The organism is Thermoactinomyces sp. DSM 45892, from assembly GCF_900107305.1.
Lineage (GTDB): Bacteria > Bacillota > Bacilli > Thermoactinomycetales > Thermoactinomycetaceae > Baia.
The window spans coordinates 33,699-51,164 of the sequence record NZ_FNPL01000016.1 but is presented as its reverse complement, the minus strand read 5'-3'; the positions used below and the strand labels follow the sequence as shown (position 1 = coordinate 51,164).

The window sequence follows — 17,466 nt, the reverse complement described above, 5'->3', positions numbered from 1 at the left end:
GGAAGGTGAGTAAATTGATTCAAATCGAGCAAGTTTCGAAACGATATCCAGCTAAAGGGCGAGAGCAGGAAGTGATTGCGTTAAAAGAGATTACTCTCCAGATCGCTCAGGGTGAAATCTTCGGAATCGTCGGTTACAGCGGTGCTGGTAAGAGTACCTTACTCCGCTTGCTAAACGGATTAGAAAAGCCAACAAGTGGTTCGATCCATGTGAATGGCAACGATATATCCTCCTTGTCCAATGGAGAGCTCAGGGTGCTCAGACAGAAGATCGGAATGATTTTTCAGCATTATCATCTACTATGGTCCCGTACCGTAAGAGAAAATGTAGCCTTTCCACTTGAAATAGCAGGAAAAGCAAAGCACGATATCGAGCAACGAACGGAAGAATTATTGCGTCGTGTAGGGCTATGGGAGCGGCGAGATGCGTATCCATCCGAATTGAGCGGTGGGCAAAAGCAACGTGTTGGGATTGCGCGTGCACTTGCTAACGATCCCTTTTTGCTACTATGCGACGAGGCTACTTCTGCACTTGATCCGGAGACGACGTCTTCCATTTTGCAATTAGTAAAAGAGATCAATCAAGAGATGGGGATTACCGTTGTCTTGATCACGCACGAGATGAGTGTAGTAGATGCGATTTGTAACAAAGTAGCAGTGATGGAGACGGGATCGATAGTGGAATTGGGTGAGGTACAACAAGTGTTTCGGGATCCACAACATGAAGTGACGAGGCGTTTTACAGAAGGTTTGGGAGGTGGTCACATTGCTTAATCAAGTAGACTGGGTGACTGTTTGGCAGGCCACATTGGATACATTGCAAATGGTAGGGATTTCAACGTTGTTTACGGTGTTATTGGGTTTACCGCTCGGTGTACTCCTCGTGATTACGAACCGTGGTCATCTTTGGGAGAACCAAGTGATTCACAAAAGCTTAGCCTTTGTGGTGAATGTATTTCGTGGGGTACCCTTTATTGTCCTTATTTTATTATTATTTCCGCTTTCTACGTTTCTCATCGGTACGAGTTTAGGACCGACTGCGGCTACGATCCCGCTAACCGTAGCGGCCGCACCTTTTTTTGCGCGGATGGTGGAGACATCCTTACTGGAAGTGGATCGTGGTACACTAGAAGTCGCACATGCGATGGGAGCGAATCGATTTACGATCATTCGTAAGGTTTTATTAGCCGAGTCGCTGCCGGCGATTATTTCAGGGATTACCGTAACGTGTGTCTCGTTAATCGGCTACTCTGCTTTCGCTGGGATCGTGGGAGGTGGCGGGCTGGGTGACGTTGCTCTACGAGTCGGTTTCCAATCGTTTAATAATGAGATGTTGCTTGTATGTAGTTTTATTTTGGTAGCTATTGTTCAAATCGTTCAGTGGATCGGTGATGCGATCAGTCGCAAAGTTGACCACCGTTAAGAAAAAATTACCCTATTACATTGGAGGAATAAGAGATGAGAAAAAGTTGGCTTGTTGCCTTAATTGCGATTGTATCTCTGCTTGCGGTAGCTTGCGGAGGAAAGAAAGAAGAATCTACGTTAACTGTAGGAGCTTCCCAAGTACCACATGCAGAGATTTTAGAGCATATTAAACCACAACTTGAAAGAGAAGGCGTAAAACTGAATGTAAAAGTATTTCAAGACTATGTATTGCCAAACAAAGCTGTTGAAGAAGGACAACTTGATGCAAACTATTTCCAACACGTTCCTTGGTTAGAGACAACGAATAAAGAAAAGGGATACCATATCGTAAAAGTGGTAGGCGTCCATATTGAACCAATGGGTGCATACTCAAAGAAATGGAAAGAGGGTTCCCAGATTCCAAATGGTGCAACGGTAACACTGCCGAATGATCCTTCTAATCTCAAACGAGCCCTTCAACTTTTAGAGACGAAAGGTTTGATCAAATTAGATAGCCCAGATGGCGAGAAGACTCTACAATCGATTAAAGAGAATCCGAAGAAACTGCAATTTAAGCAATTAGAAGCTGCGATGCTTCCTCGTACTATAGGTGAAGTTGATTTAGCGGTGATCAATACAAACTATGCATTACAAGCGAAACTAAATCCAATCAAAGATGCCCTTTTCATCGAAGATAAAAACTCACCTTATGTAAATATACTGGCGACAAAACAAGGAAACGAAAACAAAGAAGTCCTGAAGAAATTAGCAAAAGTATTGAACTCACCCGAAGTGAAAAAATTCATTGATGAGAAATACAAAGGTGCAGTAGTGGCCGCATTTTAATCGAATTCCCCCAGTATGGACCTATTAACGGGATAGGACGTGCTGGGGGGCTTTGTTTCCTTCCTATGTAACGGGAATAATTTGGTAAGAATGTAGATACAATGTATATACATGCATAATAGGGAGGGGTATAATGAAAGCAAAGGCTAGTAAGGGAGGAACCAGAATGACAGCATTAGTGTCTAAGTGGGGTAACAGCCTTGCCATCCGGATTCCGAATCATGTTGCGGAAATGTTATCGATTGAGAATGGATCGGAAATGGAAATGGTAGTAGAGGGTCAGGAGATTAAGTTAATCCCCATGAAGCAGAGACCGACACTTGAGGAGCTATTAGCAAAAGTGACTCCGGAAAACCGGCATCATGAAGTTGATTTTGGGGAAGCAGAAGGAGCTGAGCTTTTGTAATGGCCGCACCAGAGAGAGGTGATCTGGTATACCTCAGCTTCAACCCACAAGCAGGGCACGAACAGGCAGGGAGACGACCTGCGATTGTGTTATCGCCTAAAAGTTTTAATGAAACCACGAAATTTGCTGTTGTCTGCCCCATTACCAGCGTAGATAAAGGGTATCCGTTTGAAGTGAAGCTACCTGAAGGGCTCCCATTTAAAGGTGTGATTCTTGCCGACCAGGTGAAAAGCCTAGACTGGCATGCACGGAGCTTTGAAACAAAGGGGCAAGTGACGGATGAAGTGGTGGCTGATTGTTTAGAACTCATTCATACATTTTTATCGTAAGTGGGCGGATAGAGTAGCTCACTATTTTTGTGTTCATCATGAGAAATAAGAGGTGTGCAGGGTGGATTTAGGTTCGAGATGGACTTTAATCTGTCACTGTTCCCTCCTATTTCTCGTTTTTTTAGTTTCACAAGGGAAATAGAATCCCCTAGGGGAGGTGTCTTTTTGGAAGGAAGTAATGGGGAACTTCCTTCTACGAATTTAAGCAGAAAAGGATGATATCTCTTGAAGAAGGGGCAGAAGGAGCGAAGGCCGATTTTGGCGCCATCTGTCCAATAAATGGTAAAATGACTTGAGTTCTTGTATAGTTCTCAAGTCATTTTACGTTTACACAGGGAATTGAGGGATAACACGTTCATACTCATCTTGAGTGTCGGTAATAGCCAGTTTAGAGTATACTTCAAGCGATTTACGACTTGAATGACCAGAATAAGGTTGGATAAGTTTTATTGTTTAGATATATTGGTTCATCGATGTTACTGCAGAACCATATATTATTTACGAGTATATTGATTCACTAGACTTTCATAAAATTCATCACCTAATGGGTTGTTTTTTCCTGTTTTCATCAGTATATGATCTGTATAACTATTCTGTTGAATAACGTAGGCTACGGATTTCAGAGGTACTAGTTTGGTTATAACTCCATTCTTTTTAATCCATCCGTCACTATCTGTTTCTACATACTCGACGTCGAGTACAGAGTACTCTATAAATCGAGACACTTTAGTACTTTTATATGGATATGGTTTGTTGGGATCATCTTGCTTTATTCCTAAGAATTTACTGAATACAGCACTTGTATATCCAATATCAATTCCAGTAGTTGTATCTCCTAATTTGTTGCTAATCTTCCCAGAAATTTTGCTACCTATTTTTATGCTTCCCTCAGCAACAAACGGGATACCAGCTTTACCTCCAACTTCTCCACTAGCTTCAAGTGTTCCTTCTAATGTAATTCCTTTGGTTATAGCCTCTTTGTGTGTTATAGACGTAGCATTATTGATTTGATGAAATTCAACAGGTCCGTAACTAGTTAAATCATCTGACCACATGGCTACGACTTTATCTGTTTTTCCCCATCTACCATTCACTTGCCTCTTATCGATTTTAGTAATATAAATATTTTCATTCTCTATCTTCATTTCCGGCTTGAGAGCTCCATGGGAATGAAATATTGTCTCTACATCAGAGGCTTGGCTATATTGAGCATTAGCTTTCATAGGATGACTAACTACCCCCCATCCTATGACTGTAACAGCGAGAGCTCCACACGTAAATGCTTTTACAATTTGTTTCTTATACATCTTCAAACCCCTATCTATATTTATATCGAGATTAAATCTATAAAAATATTGATAAGGATGCAACCGGTTTAACCTCCAGAAAAGAGGGTCGAACAACCCTATTCGCAACTAAACGTAGAATATGTAATTTTTTCGTACAATTCTGCGGGATCAGACGAACATTCAATAATGGGTAATTATCAGTTTCTTTATGAAGAATGTCATATGGGTGAGATTCATACGTTTCTCGATGATTTTGGGGCCATCTGCCCCTAAGTGCGTATCATAATAATTTGAAACAGATCCGACTGACATATGTTGATTACATGTTTGGAGTATTTGTAGAAGGGAATCTATATTTTAAAATATTCAAGGAGATGTCTACTAGAATGAGAAAAGATAAGGCTATTGCATATATTCTACTTATTTTTATAGGAGGATTTATTGGGCTTCATCGCTTTTATTTAGGGAAAGTAGGAACTGGGATTTTATTTCTATTAACGTTTGGATTGTTCGGATTCGGATGGATTTATGATTTATTTACACTTGGACGCCAAGTCGATAATTATAATTACCGACTTGCGTATACTAAGTCTCACCGTATCTAATAAAAGAAAAAATACATACGAATCCATTCTTCCCTTTTGTGTCGTATTCATGAAAGTATTGATCTGCAAAAACAGCAAATCCTTCGTCTAATGCTGGGTTTTCATACGGATCATTTCCTATCATCCCATAAAACCACTGGTGAGCCAGTTCATGAACAAATGACAGTTTGGTTGTCTTATTCGAGTAGCCCCCATTTGGATGATGGTGGGGTATTCCATATTTACACCTGGGATGCGAGTCTCCATAATATCTAACAAACAACTTATTTAAGAGTTGTAAACCTCACTCGATACTCAAACTCTCCCAGTTCTACCTTTGCCTGACCATGGGTCCAGTCGATGATCTGGGCCTTTATCTGAGTCACTTCGTCCGTGGGAACCCATAGGGTCCAGCTTATATGCTCGGTAAATACGGGCTGGTCAAGGAAGTAGGCGGTTTGACGTAGTTCGTGTTCGAGCTTACCTATATGTGCGTAGTCAAAGGTGATGGTGATGGATTGATGGAGGACGGGCTGGACGATTCCTGCGGCTTCTAGGGCGGCGGACGTTCCTTGGCTGTAAGCTCTGACTAGGCCACCGGCTCCTAGCTTTGTTCCTCCGAAATATCGAGTAATGACAACTGCTGTGTATTGAACTTTCTTGGCATGTAGGACTTCGAGCATGGGCTTGCCTGCTGTTCCAGAAGGCTCACCATCGTCGGATGCTTTTTGGATGAGATCGGTGATGAGATAGGCGGAGCAGTTATGGGTGGCGTCCCAGTATTTTTTAGAGATGTCAGCGATAAATTTCTGGGCTGCTTCTTCCGTTTTGACAGGTGATGCTTGGCAGATAAAACGAGATTTCTGAATGATGATCTCCGTTTCGCCATATCCAGCAATGGTTCGATACGATAAGGGTGTTTTCATGATGCTAGGGCTCCTCTCCCAGAGAAAAGACGGCTAATAAGCGCCGTCTTTGAGGTGTTGTTCAATTTGTCTTTTTCATTTGAGGGACCTCGATTTTATTTTGATCGTAAGGTAGGTCCAACTCTTTTTTTAGTAGGTTGCTAACGCGATCACGCTCTTTTTGGCTAACTAAATCATACCAGATTCCGTTGATTCTTTCAGAAGGAGCTTGAACCGTGATGTGTTTTAAAGATTCTTTCGGAATGCTACGGTAGATGCTGGCTAAGGTAGGAATTTCAGAGGGATTGAAGCTATAGACAAAGTTGTTTCCTACGATTTCGGTGAGCGAAGTAAATTTGGTTAACACTTGAACTCCTGTTAATTTGTCTAATAGCTGATTGATTACTTCTTGTTGTCTGCGATTTCGACCGTGATCTCCTTCAGGGTCTTGCTTTCTCATGCGTACATAGGCTAATGCTTCTTCCCCATTTAAGTGCATGGGTCCAAGTCTGAAATGGATGATTTTATCGTTAAAGGAGTGGTAAGTGAACGCCCTCTTGACATCCACATCAACCCCATCCAGTTGATTCACTACGTCCATAAAGCCTTGGAAGTTAATCTTCGCATAGTAATCGATGGGGACGCCTTCTAGAAAGTTTTCAACCGTGAGCCTTACATTGGTAACGGGATCGACTCCTTTTTCTCTTCCCCATGTAGCGGCTGAGTTGATCTTATCTTTCCACCCATTGGTATGGGAGATGGTGGTCCGAGTATCACGGGGGATACTGACGATGGAGGCGGATTTCTTCTCTGGATTAATGGCAGCAATCATGAGTACATCGGGGCGCCACGATTCCTTTTCCCCTTTGGCAGTTCGGGAGTCGACACCCATGAGCAAGACGGTAAACGGCTCCTTCCCGATTTCTACTTGCTCCTGTCTAAGATCTGATTTTGTCGCATTGGAATCGTGTCCTTTTGCGAGAGCACTCCACATTTGATATATATAAAAGCTACCCACTAGAGCCATAATTGCCAAACATATGAGGAGTATTCGATTCCTCTTTTTCCTTCGTGCTGCTCGTTGCTTGGAGCGTTGATCCTTCACTAAAAGATTCCTCATTTCATTTAGAAGCTTGGGAAAACGAATTGCTCTTATACTATCATTTAGGAAATATTGGGAGCAAGTTTTGAGGATAGAAGAAAAAAATACCTGAATGGGATCAGGTATTTTTAAAAAAGGATATGGCGTTGAGGTAGTCGATTACCTTCCATTGCTAGTAGTAGAGCCGGAAGGTTGATTCGACTGGTTGGTGCCTGTGCTGTCAGAATTTCGATATGCTTTTTGGGGTACTTGTTTCGGGATTTGTTCGAGTGTTTTGGCCTCGAAGGGATCTAGCGTGTGATCATATGTGATGGCACGTTTGTCGTACTCTTTTCCTAGATGCTTGAGCAGTTCAGCGATGGCACGTTGACGCTCACCTTCCGGAACGATTTGGAACCATTTCTCATTCTGTTTAAGCGAGTAGTTGTGTAGAGCGATCGATTCTTTATTGTTTTGTGATTCACGATACACATTAAACATAGGAAGAATTTCACTCATATCAAAGCTATAACGGAAGTTCTTTCCGACCGCTTCGGTAATGTCACTAAACTGAGTCACACCAGTAAATCCAGTCATTTTGCCTAAAATGGCACTAAGCACTTCTTGTTGGCGACGGTTGCGATCATTATCGTTTTCCATTTCGGCAGGAACGATGGAACCAGTGCCTTTATGGTTTTTACGAGTTCTTACATACATCAGGGCCTGTTCCCCGTTTAGGTTGAGTTGCCCTTTTTCGTATTTCAGCATTTTCCCACCGTAGAAGGGAACTTGGAATTTATATTTATTGTCTACGGTAATGCCACCTACTGCATTTACCAGATCCATAAATCCTGAGAAATTAATCTGTGCTACGTAATTGATTTGGATTTTGTTATCCAAGAACTGTTCTACCTGTTTTACGATTTGCTGGTTTTTGGCTTTCGCATCCGAACCAGAGTGGAGAGCAGATAGGGTATCCGTAATCTTTCCTTTGCTAGTTGAATTATAGAATTTCACATACGTATCACGAGGGATACTCATAGTTCGTACAGACTTTTCCTTTGGATTTACTGTAGCTACCATTAAGACATCGGGACGCCCTCCGCTTTTCTTCTCGCTTTCAAGATCATATTGATCAATTCCTACTAAGAGCATGGTAAATGGCTCTTGTTTTATATCTACTTTCTTGGCATCTGTTTTCAGATTTTCATCATGAGAATTTGAAAGTGCACTCAGGAGATTAGTCGCATAGTAACCAGCTACACCGATGAAGAGAACTAGGATTGCACTAATAATAATGAGTCTCTTTTTCTTCTTCTTTTTACGCATTTCTACTCGTTCCAGTCGACTACGTTGGGAGTTCATCATTTCATTCTCCTTTCAGAAACCCTTAGTTTCCGGGCTTCTGTTTACGGTTAGGGTTCTTGAGATCTTGTTCAAAATCGTACGAGAGATCTGCCTCACTGTATGGTTTGTCCATTGCTTTTAGCAATTCTGCCACTACTCGTTTCCGTTCACCTTCTGTCGTGATCTGACAGTCTCCATGGCCGGAGAGGGTTTTAGAATACGTATTTAATTTTATGATGTGGTTATTTTCTTTTGGTATATCCGCATAAATACTCATTAGAGGTAATATATCCGAAACGTTAAAGCTGTACTGGAAGTTGTTTCCAATTACTTCCGTGATATCAGTGAACTGCGTTAAGCTCTGGAAGCTAAGCATTTTATCTAAAACTTGCCTTACGGCTTGTTGTTGGCGTTTGTTGCGTCCGAGGTCACCCTCGGGATCTAGCTTTCGTTGTCGTACAAATACGAGTGCTTCTTCCCCATTTAAATGCTGGTTCCCTTTTTTAAAGTGGAGATATTTCCCACCAAATGTCTGCATTTTAAAGTCGTATGGAACATCTACATCAATTCCACCTACTTGGTCGACAAGGCCGATAAAACCACTAAAATTGATTTTAGCATAATAGTCGATAGGGATTTGCCGATTCAGGAAATCTTGCGCGGTTTCCCGTACAGAGTTAATGGGGGTAAGCTTGTTTATACTTGTATATATGGAAGCGGCAGAAGCGTTGATTTTCGTTTGAGTCTTCGTCCCATGAATCTGGAAAAAGGTATCGCGAGGGATACTTATCATGTGGATATTCTTTCTTTCTGGATTGACGACAGCAAGCATCATCACATCAGGACGCCAGCCTTCTTTTGACTCTTTTTTGGAGTTGTATTGGTCTGCACCGATGAATAGGATAGTAAAGGGTTCTTTCTTTACATCTACTTGTTCTGTTCGTAGGGAAGATTTTCCGGCTGTAGAGTCTTGACTGTTGGCTACTGTCGTATAGAGATTATAGGCGTAAACACCAACTGTAACAAGAAGAGTTGAGAGAATAGCGGATGTCCAGATGACAATCTTTTTTTTCCTACTCTTTTTTGGAGTTGGTTGTTTACTTGAATCCGTGGGCCCGAAGCCATCTTGCATAACTAGCCCTCACTTATTTGTATAATTTTTTACTACATCCTATCACCTTTTCTACCCTTTTAACACATTACTATGTAAGGTACACAAAATCCTCAAAAATGAGTGGAGACGTTGAGATGCGTGTAGGGGGTGGTAGAATATTTATTTAATTACGAAATAAAACTATATGCATACAGAATGTTGCTTGTGTTTATGAGTATAATCTTGTATTCTTAGTGGTGATGTAGAGATTGATTGGAATGAAGTAGCCTCTTTTTTACTAGGTGTTCACACGAGAAGTTTGTCATCAAGCTGAAGAGTAGAAACACCTTTCCAAGAGAGGAGAGGTTTTTTTATTTACATATAATGGTTATTTAGGAGGAGTTAATCTATGTCTGAAAAGAAGCGTACGTTGTTTACTTCTGAATCCGTAACAGCGGGTCATCCAGATAAGATTTGTGACCAGATTTCGGATGCTATTTTGGATGCTATTTTAGAAAAAGATCCGAATGCCCGTGTTGCTGCAGAAACCTCTGTGACAACTGGCTTGGTTTTAGTTGCGGGTGAAATCACAACCAATTGCTATGTTGATATCCCAAAAATCGTACGTAAAACAGTAAGTGATATCGGATACACTCGTGCAAAATTTGGTTTTGACGCTCAAACTTGTGCTGTTTTGACATCGATTGATGAGCAGTCTGCTGATATTGCTCAAGGTGTAGATCAAGCATTAGAAGCTCGTGAAGGCTCTATGACGGAAGAAGAGATTGAAGCGATTGGTGCGGGAGACCAAGGATTGATGTTTGGCTTTGCTTGTAACGAGACTCCAGAATTGATGCCGCTCCCGATCTCGCTAGCACATAAACTAGCTAGAAGGCTTCATGAAGTACGTGTCGATGGAACGCTCAAGTATCTACGTCCCGATGGTAAAATTCAAGTGACGGTAGAGTATGAAGACGACAAGCCAGTTCGAATTGATGCACTTGTATGCTCTACTCAACACGCTGAGGATGCTACACTTGAGCAGATTCAGAGCGATATAAGGAAGCATGTTTTTGGCCCAATCGTTCCAAAAGATATGATTGATGAAAATACAAAGTACTTTATTAATCCAACAGGTCGATTCGTAATCGGTGGACCTCTTGGGGATGCCGGGCTAACAGGTCGTAAGATCATCGTAGATACTTACGGTGGATATGCTCGTCATGGTGGTGGAGCATTCTCTGGTAAAGATCCGACGAAAGTAGACCGCTCTGCTGCCTATGCGGCACGTTATGTAGCGAAAAATCTAGTTGCTGCAGGTCTTGCTGAGAAGTGTGAAGTGCAATTGGCTTACGCGATCGGAGTGGCTCGCCCTATGTCTGTTCGCGTTGAGACGTTTGGTACGGGTAAGGTAGATGAATCCGTTCTAGTTGAATTAGTAAATAAACACTTCGATCTTCGCCCAGCCGGAATCATCCGTCAGCTAGACCTACGTCGTCCGCTCTATCGCCAAACGGCTGCTTACGGTCACTTCGGTCGTACCGATATCGACCTGCCGTGGGAGCGCACAGATAAAGTAGAAGCATTGAAGACAGACGCAGGCTTATAAGTTCATTACGAAGAGTCATCCAACAAAGGGTGGCTCTTTTTGTTTAAACAAAAAAGGATTCATGATAGAATAAAAAGAGATATCAGGCGATTTTGGATATTCATCAAGGGAGTGAGGTGAACGTTTTGCTTGAGAGTCCGTTTCTTCATCAACCAAATGCCAAATTCAGTGAGCCTTCCAATATATCCCCCATCCGTATCTTAGTAGCAGATTCCAGTGACATTTGTCTGAATAGATATAAAAATATATTTTCTTATTATCCTGAGTTGCAAATTGTAGCATCTTGTATAGATGGATCAGAAGTAGCACATGTATGTGAAACTCTAATTCCGCAAGTTGTTTTGATGGATCTATATTTACCTAGAATGGATGCAGTAGAGGTAACGCACTACATCAATCGAGTGACTCCTCAAACAAAAGTTCTCATTCTAACGGATCAAGCGGATCAGTATGCAGTAGAAGCCATCCGTAATGGAGCGACTGGCTATCTCCTAAAGGGAATGGAGCCGCAGCAACTCATCGAAGCCTTAAAAGTAGTCGTTTGTGGCGGAACCTATATACATCCAGCATTGGTGAGCAAGATGGCAAGCGAACTTCGTCGATTGAGTCGGCAAGAGGGTGCTTTTAGTCGAATTCATACATCGTATCATATAGTAAATTGGCAAGAGATTCTCACTAATCGGGAGATGGAGGTCTTGCGTTTACTGTCACAAGGGAAAAATAACAGGGCGATTGGAGAACATTTATTTATTAGTGAGAAGACCGTTAAAAATCATGTAAGTAAGATTTTATATAAATTAGACGTCCAAGATCGTACACAAGCTGTATTGCTTGCTATCAAATACGGGTGGGTCCAATTAATATAGAAATCCAGTTTAGATAGGAAAAGGGGGTTTGTATGATGATGGTGGGAGTTGGTTTAGCAGGGATCGCTATCTATTTTGTAATCTGGATGTTCGTAAAGAGGTCAAATTGGCTCTACGGAAGTTATTATCATAATAAAGCATCACACTTGGTCGTCATTGCAGATAATACAGAACAGCAACTAGAATGGTGGATTCGGTCTTATTATACGAATCGTCGTATTTCGGGGAGTCATGGGAAGGTTAGTTGTCTGCTAATTGGCCACACAGAAGAGGCAGACCGATTACTGGAGAAGCTACACCGCAGATATGTAGAGTTAGAGTTTATTCATATGACGTCTGATGAGGGTGCTGTCGAGCGATGGATGAAAGCCAATCAGAAGGTCGGCGAGCGATTTATTGTGATGGACTTACGAGTTTCGTATGAAGAAGATACAGTGAAAGGCAAGTGGTCAGCATCGTAATATCACCAGACTCCGTGTGCGCGTCTGGTTTTTTTATTGGTTTGTGGGGTGACGTGATAAGTGGAAATCAAACAAGAAAGCGAGTGCACCTATTCATTTTGGGAAGGACGTCTACTACTAGATCAAGAAGTACAGCGATTTCGAGCACTTCATTTTCCAAGACAATCGGAGGATGAATGGATTGAAATGATTCGTCAGTGGAGGGGAAAGAATTGGCTTGCTGTGTTTCCTGCCATTGTGAGTCGGGATGGGAGATGGAAGTGTCTTCGTTGCGGTGCAGATCAAGAGTTTATCTTCTTCACTCCTTGTGGGAGGTGTGAACGAGATCGTTGTGCCAGTTGTAAACATTGCCTTCTACTTGGACGAGCAAGAAGCTGCCAATATCTGTATCGGTTTGTACGGGAAGGACACGATAGGGTGCAGATCGCACGGACGGTAAAGCCGTCTTCGATCCAATTAACAGCGCGGCAGTCGGTCACTGCGCAGAAGTTATCTACGTATGTGAAACAAAAAATGCCCACTGTCTTGTTTTGGGCTGTTACGGGGGCGGGTAAGACAGAGACGATGATCCCGGTGATCGAACCATTGATTCGTCAAGGGATGTCGGTACTCTGGTGTACACCTAGGCAAGATGTGGTAAAGGAATTAGCCCCGCGGTTAAAACGATTTTTTCCAGATGAGATTGTCACGGAACATTATGCGGGAAGCCCAGACAAATGGATGTTAAGCCCATTGGTGATTGCTACAGCACATCAGACGATTCGAATGGCCCATCTATTTGATTTAGTCATAGTGGATGAGGCGGACGCCTTTCCGCTCGAGGGGAATCCAGCGTTAGAATATTCCATCCAAAGGTCAAAAAGAACAGGTGGCACGATCATTCTCTTAACCGCGACGCCTACGGATTTATGGATTCATCGGATGCGAAAAGGCATATTACCTACTGTATTGTTGCCATGTAGATTTCATGGCAAACCGATGCCCTGCCCGATTTGGAAAAGAGAGCCGGTCCTGTGGGATCAGATCAAGTCTCATAAGATGAATCGAACGGTGCAACGAATCATAAATGAGATTACGAGTACAGATGGACAAGCATTGTGGTTCGTGCCCCGTATCGAGGATGCAAGGATAGTAGCGGAGTGGTTAAAAAGAGAATCCTCTTTTGACGAGGGACAAGTGGATTTTGTATCTAGTACGGATGAAAATCGAACAGAGAAAATGTTGCGATTTAGGGATAGAAATATTCTTCATCTCGTAACTACTACTATTTTAGAACGTGGCATTACCATTCCACAATGTCATGCAGTTGTGCTACGTGCAGATCATCCTGTATATGATCGGGCTTCTTTGGTCCAAATTGCAGGTAGGGTTGGAAGAAGTTTGCAATACCAAGCAGGAAAAGTGTGGTTTTTATCCAATCATAAAACAGAACCTATTTGCCAAGCGATTCGGGAGATACAACTCTTAAATCGAGAGGCTTGCAAGGAGTTTGGTGGATGAGGAGTTGGTGGTCGAAAATATTTGGTGATTCGTCTGCATTATGTTGGTTTTGTCAGTCCCCTCGTCCTAAGGTGATAGGCAATCCGATTTGGGAACAGTTATGTGCAGGTTGTACGGAAAAACGCAAGATGTTAGCATACCCACAGTGCAGAGTTTGTGGGAAGCCGAATTCGATCGATGATTCCTTTTGCTACGATTGCCAGCGGACTCCCGAGTCTGACCGAGTTGTAAACATTAGTTGTGTCGAGTATAACCATTGGGCTCGTTTAGTTGTTCAGCAATGGAAGTATCGGGGTGATGAGCGATTATCAAGGCCGATGGGACTGTGGATGGCTTCGTTGATTAAGCAGCGTTTTTTACATATGGATCGCTTTATGATTACATATGTTCCTTGCCATCGCAAGAGAGTATATGAACGAGGGTTTGATCAAGCAAAACAGCTAGCTCATATTATCGGCGCACAATTACATGTTCCTGTAGTAGATTTGTTAGTTCGACAGAGTTATCAAGATCAGCCACAAAGTAAGCGAAGTCGAGATCAAAGACTCCAAGCACTCGTAGGAACTTTTTCTTACCAAGGAAAACAGATGGATTCATCCGGTCAATCGGTTCTTTTAGTCGATGATGTATATACCACTGGATCAACTGTAAGGGAGTGCGCCAAACTCTTACGAAAGGCTAACTTTCAGCCTGTTGCGTGTACATTTGCAAGGACGAATTCTGAATATGTATAAAGCGAGTGAGTTTTGGAAAGACAGATGAATAAGAAAAAATGAGGAGAGTGTCATGTATGAATAAATCAGAATTAGTGGAACGTGTAGCAGAATCTACTGGAAAATCAAAAAAGGAAGCAAGTACTGTGGTGGATTCTGTGCTACAAGCGATTGCGGAGGCCCTTGTAAGTGGAGATAAAGTAACGTTAGTAGGCTTCGGAAACTTTGAGGTAAAAGAACGTGCCGCTCGTATGGGGCGCAATCCACAGACAGGCGAAGAAATTCAGATTGAAGCGAGCAAAGTTCCTGCTTTTAAACCTGGTAAACAGTTAAAAGATGCAGTAAATGTATAGTTTGATCCATAGGACACTTCTCTCGCGGAGGTGTCTTATTTTTTACAGCTTGGACTCATCCTTCGTATCAGGTTATCCCGAATGACAGGCTTTGACAGTAGTTTATAGAAAATTTATCGTGGATTGGACTTACATATCGGTTCGGCTCTTCTGTGTCCATGTGGATAACGAAAGCTATCGCAGACTTTGGACAAATTATGGTAGTGAGTATATACTCATGTTAACTTGACATGATGAAAGTTCTGGTGATATAGTTTAATCGCAAAGATGTAACTCTTCTGCAATATTTTTTAACCAAGAAGGAAGTGTTTCCATGCAAGGCAAAGTAAAATGGTTTAACGCTGATAAAGGCTACGGCTTCATCGAGCGCGAAGGCGGAGACGACGTATTCGTACATTTCACCGCAATTCAAACCGACGGATTCAAAACCCTTGAAGAAGGTCAAACAGTAGAATTCGAAATCGTTGATGGCCCACGTGGTCCACAAGCGGCAAACGTAGTAAGAGCTTAATTGGCTTTTTCGAGGACTTCTTCAAGTCTAATACTAAGCTAGTCCACTCCCTATGCCTATTTGGCTAGGGAGTTTTCTACTATCTAAGAAGGCGTAGCAAATGATACTTACATGGAAAAAAGCTTCTGAATGATCAATCGTTCCACTTCTTCAAGTCGGGAATTTCGTTGGTTATCATACATTCGTTTTTTCAAGTGCGATTGGGATAATTTAACTTCCTTTTTTCGTAAAGATTTAGGAGGAATTTTTTCAGTAAAAGGGTAATAGATAGTATAAAGCGGAAGGAGGATTCAATTTATGGATTATATCGTCCGTGGCAATAATGTTGTGGTGACAGATGCACTAAGAGAGTACGTCGAAAAGCGTTTAGCAAAACTGGAGCGTTACCTCATAAGTAATGATACTTCTGAGGCGCATGTATCGTTAACTGTACAAGGCAATAAAGATCAACACAAGGTGGAAGTAACGATTCCGTTTCCAGGATTACTTCTTCGAGCCGAAGATCAAGGTGAGGATATGTATGCATCCATTGATCTTGTGGTAGAGAAGCTAGAACGTCAAGTTCGTAAGTACAAGACCCGAATTCATCGCAAAGCCCGTCAGGAAGGTAGTCTCCGTTCGCAATATATGGAAGAAGCTTTAGCAGCCTACTCAAGTGTAGCAGCAACTGCAGTGGAAGAAGAGTGGGATTCTAGTTCGCTCGCAGATGTTGAGATTGTTCGCACGAAGCGTTTTCAATTCAAACCAATGGGTATGGATGAAGCCGTGTTACAAATGGACATGCTAAGTCACAACTTCTTTGTCTTTGAAAATGCTGAGACAGATGAGGTAAATGTGGTTTATCGCAGAAAAGATGGTAAGTATGGACTCATTGCTCCAGAGTAAGGTGCTGGATCATGAATGGATGATATAAAGAATGAAGCGAAAACAGACTAAAGGCGAGAGGGATACACTCACTCGCCTTTAGTCTGTTTTATGTCAGATGAGTCTGGATGGTTTAGAGTGGAACCAGTTCTGTGTTAAGATAGGCATCATATACTATGCTCTAGGTCGTTGGAGGAATGATGATGAAGGTAGTAACAGTGGTAGGGGCTCGTCCGCAATTTGTAAAAGCAGCTCCTGTATCACGAGCAATCCGCTCCCGTGGACAAGAAGTTCTGGTGCACACTGGACAACATTATGATCAATCGATGTCGGATATTTTCTTCGAAGAACTGCAAATTCCTCATCCTGAATATCATTTACATGTCGGTTCTAAATCGCACGGTGCTCAAACAGGAGAGATGTTAACAAAAGTAGAAGAAGTGTTGATGAAAGAGAAGCCTGACGCACTTCTCGTATACGGGGATACGAATTCCACTCTGGCGGGGGCTCTTGCTGCGGCAAAGCTACATATCCCAGTCGCACATGTGGAGGCTGGACTTAGGAGTTTTAACCGTCGCATGCCGGAAGAAGTAAACCGTGTATTAACGGATCACGTCTCCCGCTGGCTATTTTGTCCGACGGAGACGGCTGTGAGGCATTTATCCTCGGAAGGAGTAACGGCAGGAGTGTCACTTGTCGGGGATGTGATGCTAGATGTGGTGAATTTTAATCGTACCTTAGCAGATGAACAATCCCGCATACTAGATGAATTAAAGATTATGCCGAAAGCGTATCTTTTGGTTACCTTGCATCGTGCAGAAAATACGGATGATCCAGCTCGTTTGAGTGCGATTGTATCGGCACTAAATGAGCTTTCGATGACTGCTATTCTCCCTCTACATCCGCGTACCGTTGGGAAGTTAGAGCAATTCGGCTTACAGATTACTAATTCGAACGTGAAGGTCATTTCGCCTGTGGGTTACTTGGATATGTTGCAGTTAGAGGTTCATGCAAGTAAGATTCTAACCGACTCGGGTGGCGTGCAGAAGGAAGCATTTTTTGCTCAAGTTCCTTGCATTACAATGCGTGATGAAACCGAATGGACGGAAACGGTAGAACTCGGGACCAATGTATTAGTTGGAGCGGATTCTGCACAGATTTTAGAGATGGTGGAGCGATTTACAGTAGATTTCTCTCAGGTGCCTGCCGCGTTTGGAGATGGGACAACCGCTACACAAATCGTGGACATATTAGAAAAAGAACTGTGATGAGAAGAATGATTCGTTATTACAAGGAAGTGTGAAGA

General features: G+C 42.4%; 20 protein-coding genes and 1 pseudogene. 15 read left to right on the top strand and 6 right to left on the bottom strand.

Annotation, left to right across the window (positions count from 1 at the left end):
• Positions 1-14: 14 nt before the first annotated feature.
• The 5 genes and pseudogenes from BLU58_RS13115 to BLU58_RS13095 all read left to right on the top strand — a co-directional run.
• Positions 15-752, top strand: a pseudogene (locus BLU58_RS13115) (methionine ABC transporter ATP-binding protein); the annotation flags it as partial.
• 13 nt (positions 753-765) lie between these two features.
• Positions 766-1,422: a methionine ABC transporter permease gene (locus BLU58_RS13110; protein ID WP_369813784.1), complete on the top strand. Its 657-nt coding sequence runs from the start codon at positions 766-768 to the stop codon at positions 1,420-1,422.
• Positions 1,423-1,457: 35 nt separating this feature from the next.
• Positions 1,458-2,249, top strand: a complete 792-nt coding sequence (locus BLU58_RS13105; protein WP_093292795.1) for a MetQ/NlpA family ABC transporter substrate-binding protein — start codon at positions 1,458-1,460, stop codon at positions 2,247-2,249.
• A gap of 166 nt (positions 2,250-2,415) precedes the next feature.
• On the top strand, positions 2,416-2,655 hold the full coding sequence (locus BLU58_RS13100; RefSeq protein ID WP_093292864.1) for an AbrB/MazE/SpoVT family DNA-binding domain-containing protein: 240 nt from the start codon (positions 2,416-2,418) through the stop codon (positions 2,653-2,655).
• Positions 2,655-2,984, top strand: a complete 330-nt coding sequence (locus BLU58_RS13095) for a type II toxin-antitoxin system PemK/MazF family toxin (RefSeq protein ID WP_093292793.1) — start codon at positions 2,655-2,657, stop codon at positions 2,982-2,984. Before BLU58_RS13100 ends, BLU58_RS13095 begins: the two co-directional genes overlap by 1 nt.
• A 494-nt stretch (positions 2,985-3,478) precedes the next feature.
• Here the strand turns inward: BLU58_RS13095 and BLU58_RS13085 are convergent, their stop codons facing one another.
• The gene (locus BLU58_RS13085; RefSeq protein WP_093292790.1) at positions 3,479-4,354 is read right to left on the bottom strand and encodes a hypothetical protein; all 876 of its coding nucleotides are present in this window, start codon (positions 4,352-4,354) and stop codon (positions 3,479-3,481) included.
• A 305-nt stretch (positions 4,355-4,659) separates the two neighbouring features.
• Between BLU58_RS13085 and BLU58_RS13080 the strand changes: the two genes are divergently transcribed.
• Positions 4,660-4,878 carry a TM2 domain-containing protein gene (locus BLU58_RS13080; protein WP_176786675.1) on the top strand — a complete coding sequence of 73 codons (219 nt, stop codon included), beginning with the start codon at positions 4,660-4,662 and terminating at the stop codon, positions 4,876-4,878.
• Here BLU58_RS13080 and BLU58_RS17315 read toward each other — a convergent pair.
• The 5 genes from BLU58_RS17315 to BLU58_RS13060 form a co-directional block, all read right to left on the bottom strand.
• Positions 4,859-5,140, bottom strand: a complete 282-nt coding sequence (locus tag BLU58_RS17315) for a M1 family aminopeptidase (RefSeq protein WP_143123789.1) — start codon at positions 5,138-5,140, stop codon at positions 4,859-4,861. The genes BLU58_RS13080 and BLU58_RS17315 overlap by 20 nt on opposite strands.
• 1 nt (position 5,141) lies before the next feature.
• Complete coding sequence (locus BLU58_RS13075; RefSeq protein WP_093292788.1) at positions 5,142-5,783, bottom strand: YigZ family protein; 642 nt, start codon at positions 5,781-5,783, stop codon at positions 5,142-5,144.
• A 61-nt stretch (positions 5,784-5,844) separates the two neighbouring features.
• On the bottom strand, positions 5,845-6,867 hold the full coding sequence (locus BLU58_RS13070) for an LCP family protein (RefSeq protein WP_176786673.1): 1,023 nt from the start codon (positions 6,865-6,867) through the stop codon (positions 5,845-5,847).
• A gap of 156 nt (positions 6,868-7,023) precedes the next feature.
• Positions 7,024-8,208: an LCP family protein gene (locus BLU58_RS13065; RefSeq protein WP_176786672.1), complete on the bottom strand. Its 1,185-nt coding sequence runs from the start codon at positions 8,206-8,208 to the stop codon at positions 7,024-7,026.
• Positions 8,209-8,233: 25 nt separating this feature from the next.
• Positions 8,234-9,322 (bottom strand): LCP family protein, encoded by a 1,089-nt coding sequence (locus tag BLU58_RS13060; RefSeq protein ID WP_093292781.1) that lies wholly within the window; start codon positions 9,320-9,322, stop codon positions 8,234-8,236.
• A gap of 370 nt (positions 9,323-9,692) precedes the next feature.
• Here BLU58_RS13060 and metK point away from each other — a divergent pair, with 370 nt between their 5' ends.
• The 9 genes from metK (at position 9,693) to wecB (ending at position 17,428) form a co-directional block, all read left to right on the top strand.
• On the top strand, positions 9,693-10,892 hold the full coding sequence (gene metK / locus BLU58_RS13055; RefSeq protein WP_093292779.1) for a methionine adenosyltransferase: 1,200 nt from the start codon (positions 9,693-9,695) through the stop codon (positions 10,890-10,892).
• A 92-nt stretch (positions 10,893-10,984) separates the two neighbouring features.
• Positions 10,985-11,758 carry a LuxR C-terminal-related transcriptional regulator gene (locus BLU58_RS13050; protein ID WP_093292777.1) on the top strand — a complete coding sequence of 258 codons (774 nt, stop codon included), beginning with the start codon at positions 10,985-10,987 and terminating at the stop codon, positions 11,756-11,758.
• A 35-nt stretch (positions 11,759-11,793) separates the two neighbouring features.
• Positions 11,794-12,219, top strand: a complete 426-nt coding sequence (locus tag BLU58_RS13045; RefSeq protein ID WP_093292775.1) for a hypothetical protein — start codon at positions 11,794-11,796, stop codon at positions 12,217-12,219.
• 60 nt (positions 12,220-12,279) lie between these two features.
• Entirely contained in the window at positions 12,280-13,719 is a 1,440-nt protein-coding gene (locus BLU58_RS13040; protein WP_093292773.1) for a helicase-related protein, read from the top strand.
• Positions 13,716-14,453, top strand: a complete 738-nt coding sequence (locus tag BLU58_RS13035; protein ID WP_093292772.1) for a ComF family protein — start codon at positions 13,716-13,718, stop codon at positions 14,451-14,453. Before BLU58_RS13040 ends, BLU58_RS13035 begins: the two co-directional genes overlap by 4 nt.
• 56 nt (positions 14,454-14,509) lie before the next feature.
• Positions 14,510-14,785, top strand: coding sequence for an HU family DNA-binding protein (locus tag BLU58_RS13030; RefSeq protein WP_093292770.1), 276 nt, complete (start codon positions 14,510-14,512; stop codon positions 14,783-14,785).
• 313 nt (positions 14,786-15,098) lie between these two features.
• Positions 15,099-15,296, top strand: a complete 198-nt coding sequence (locus tag BLU58_RS13025) for a cold shock domain-containing protein (protein ID WP_072331382.1) — start codon at positions 15,099-15,101, stop codon at positions 15,294-15,296.
• 297 nt (positions 15,297-15,593) lie between these two features.
• Positions 15,594-16,181, top strand: coding sequence for a ribosome hibernation-promoting factor, HPF/YfiA family (gene hpf / locus BLU58_RS13020; RefSeq protein WP_093292768.1), 588 nt, complete (start codon positions 15,594-15,596; stop codon positions 16,179-16,181).
• 182 nt (positions 16,182-16,363) lie between these two features.
• A complete protein-coding gene (gene wecB, locus BLU58_RS13015) occupies positions 16,364-17,428 on the top strand; it encodes a non-hydrolyzing UDP-N-acetylglucosamine 2-epimerase (RefSeq protein ID WP_093292766.1) in 1,065 nt (354 codons plus the stop codon).
• Positions 17,429-17,466 lie beyond the last annotated feature (38 nt).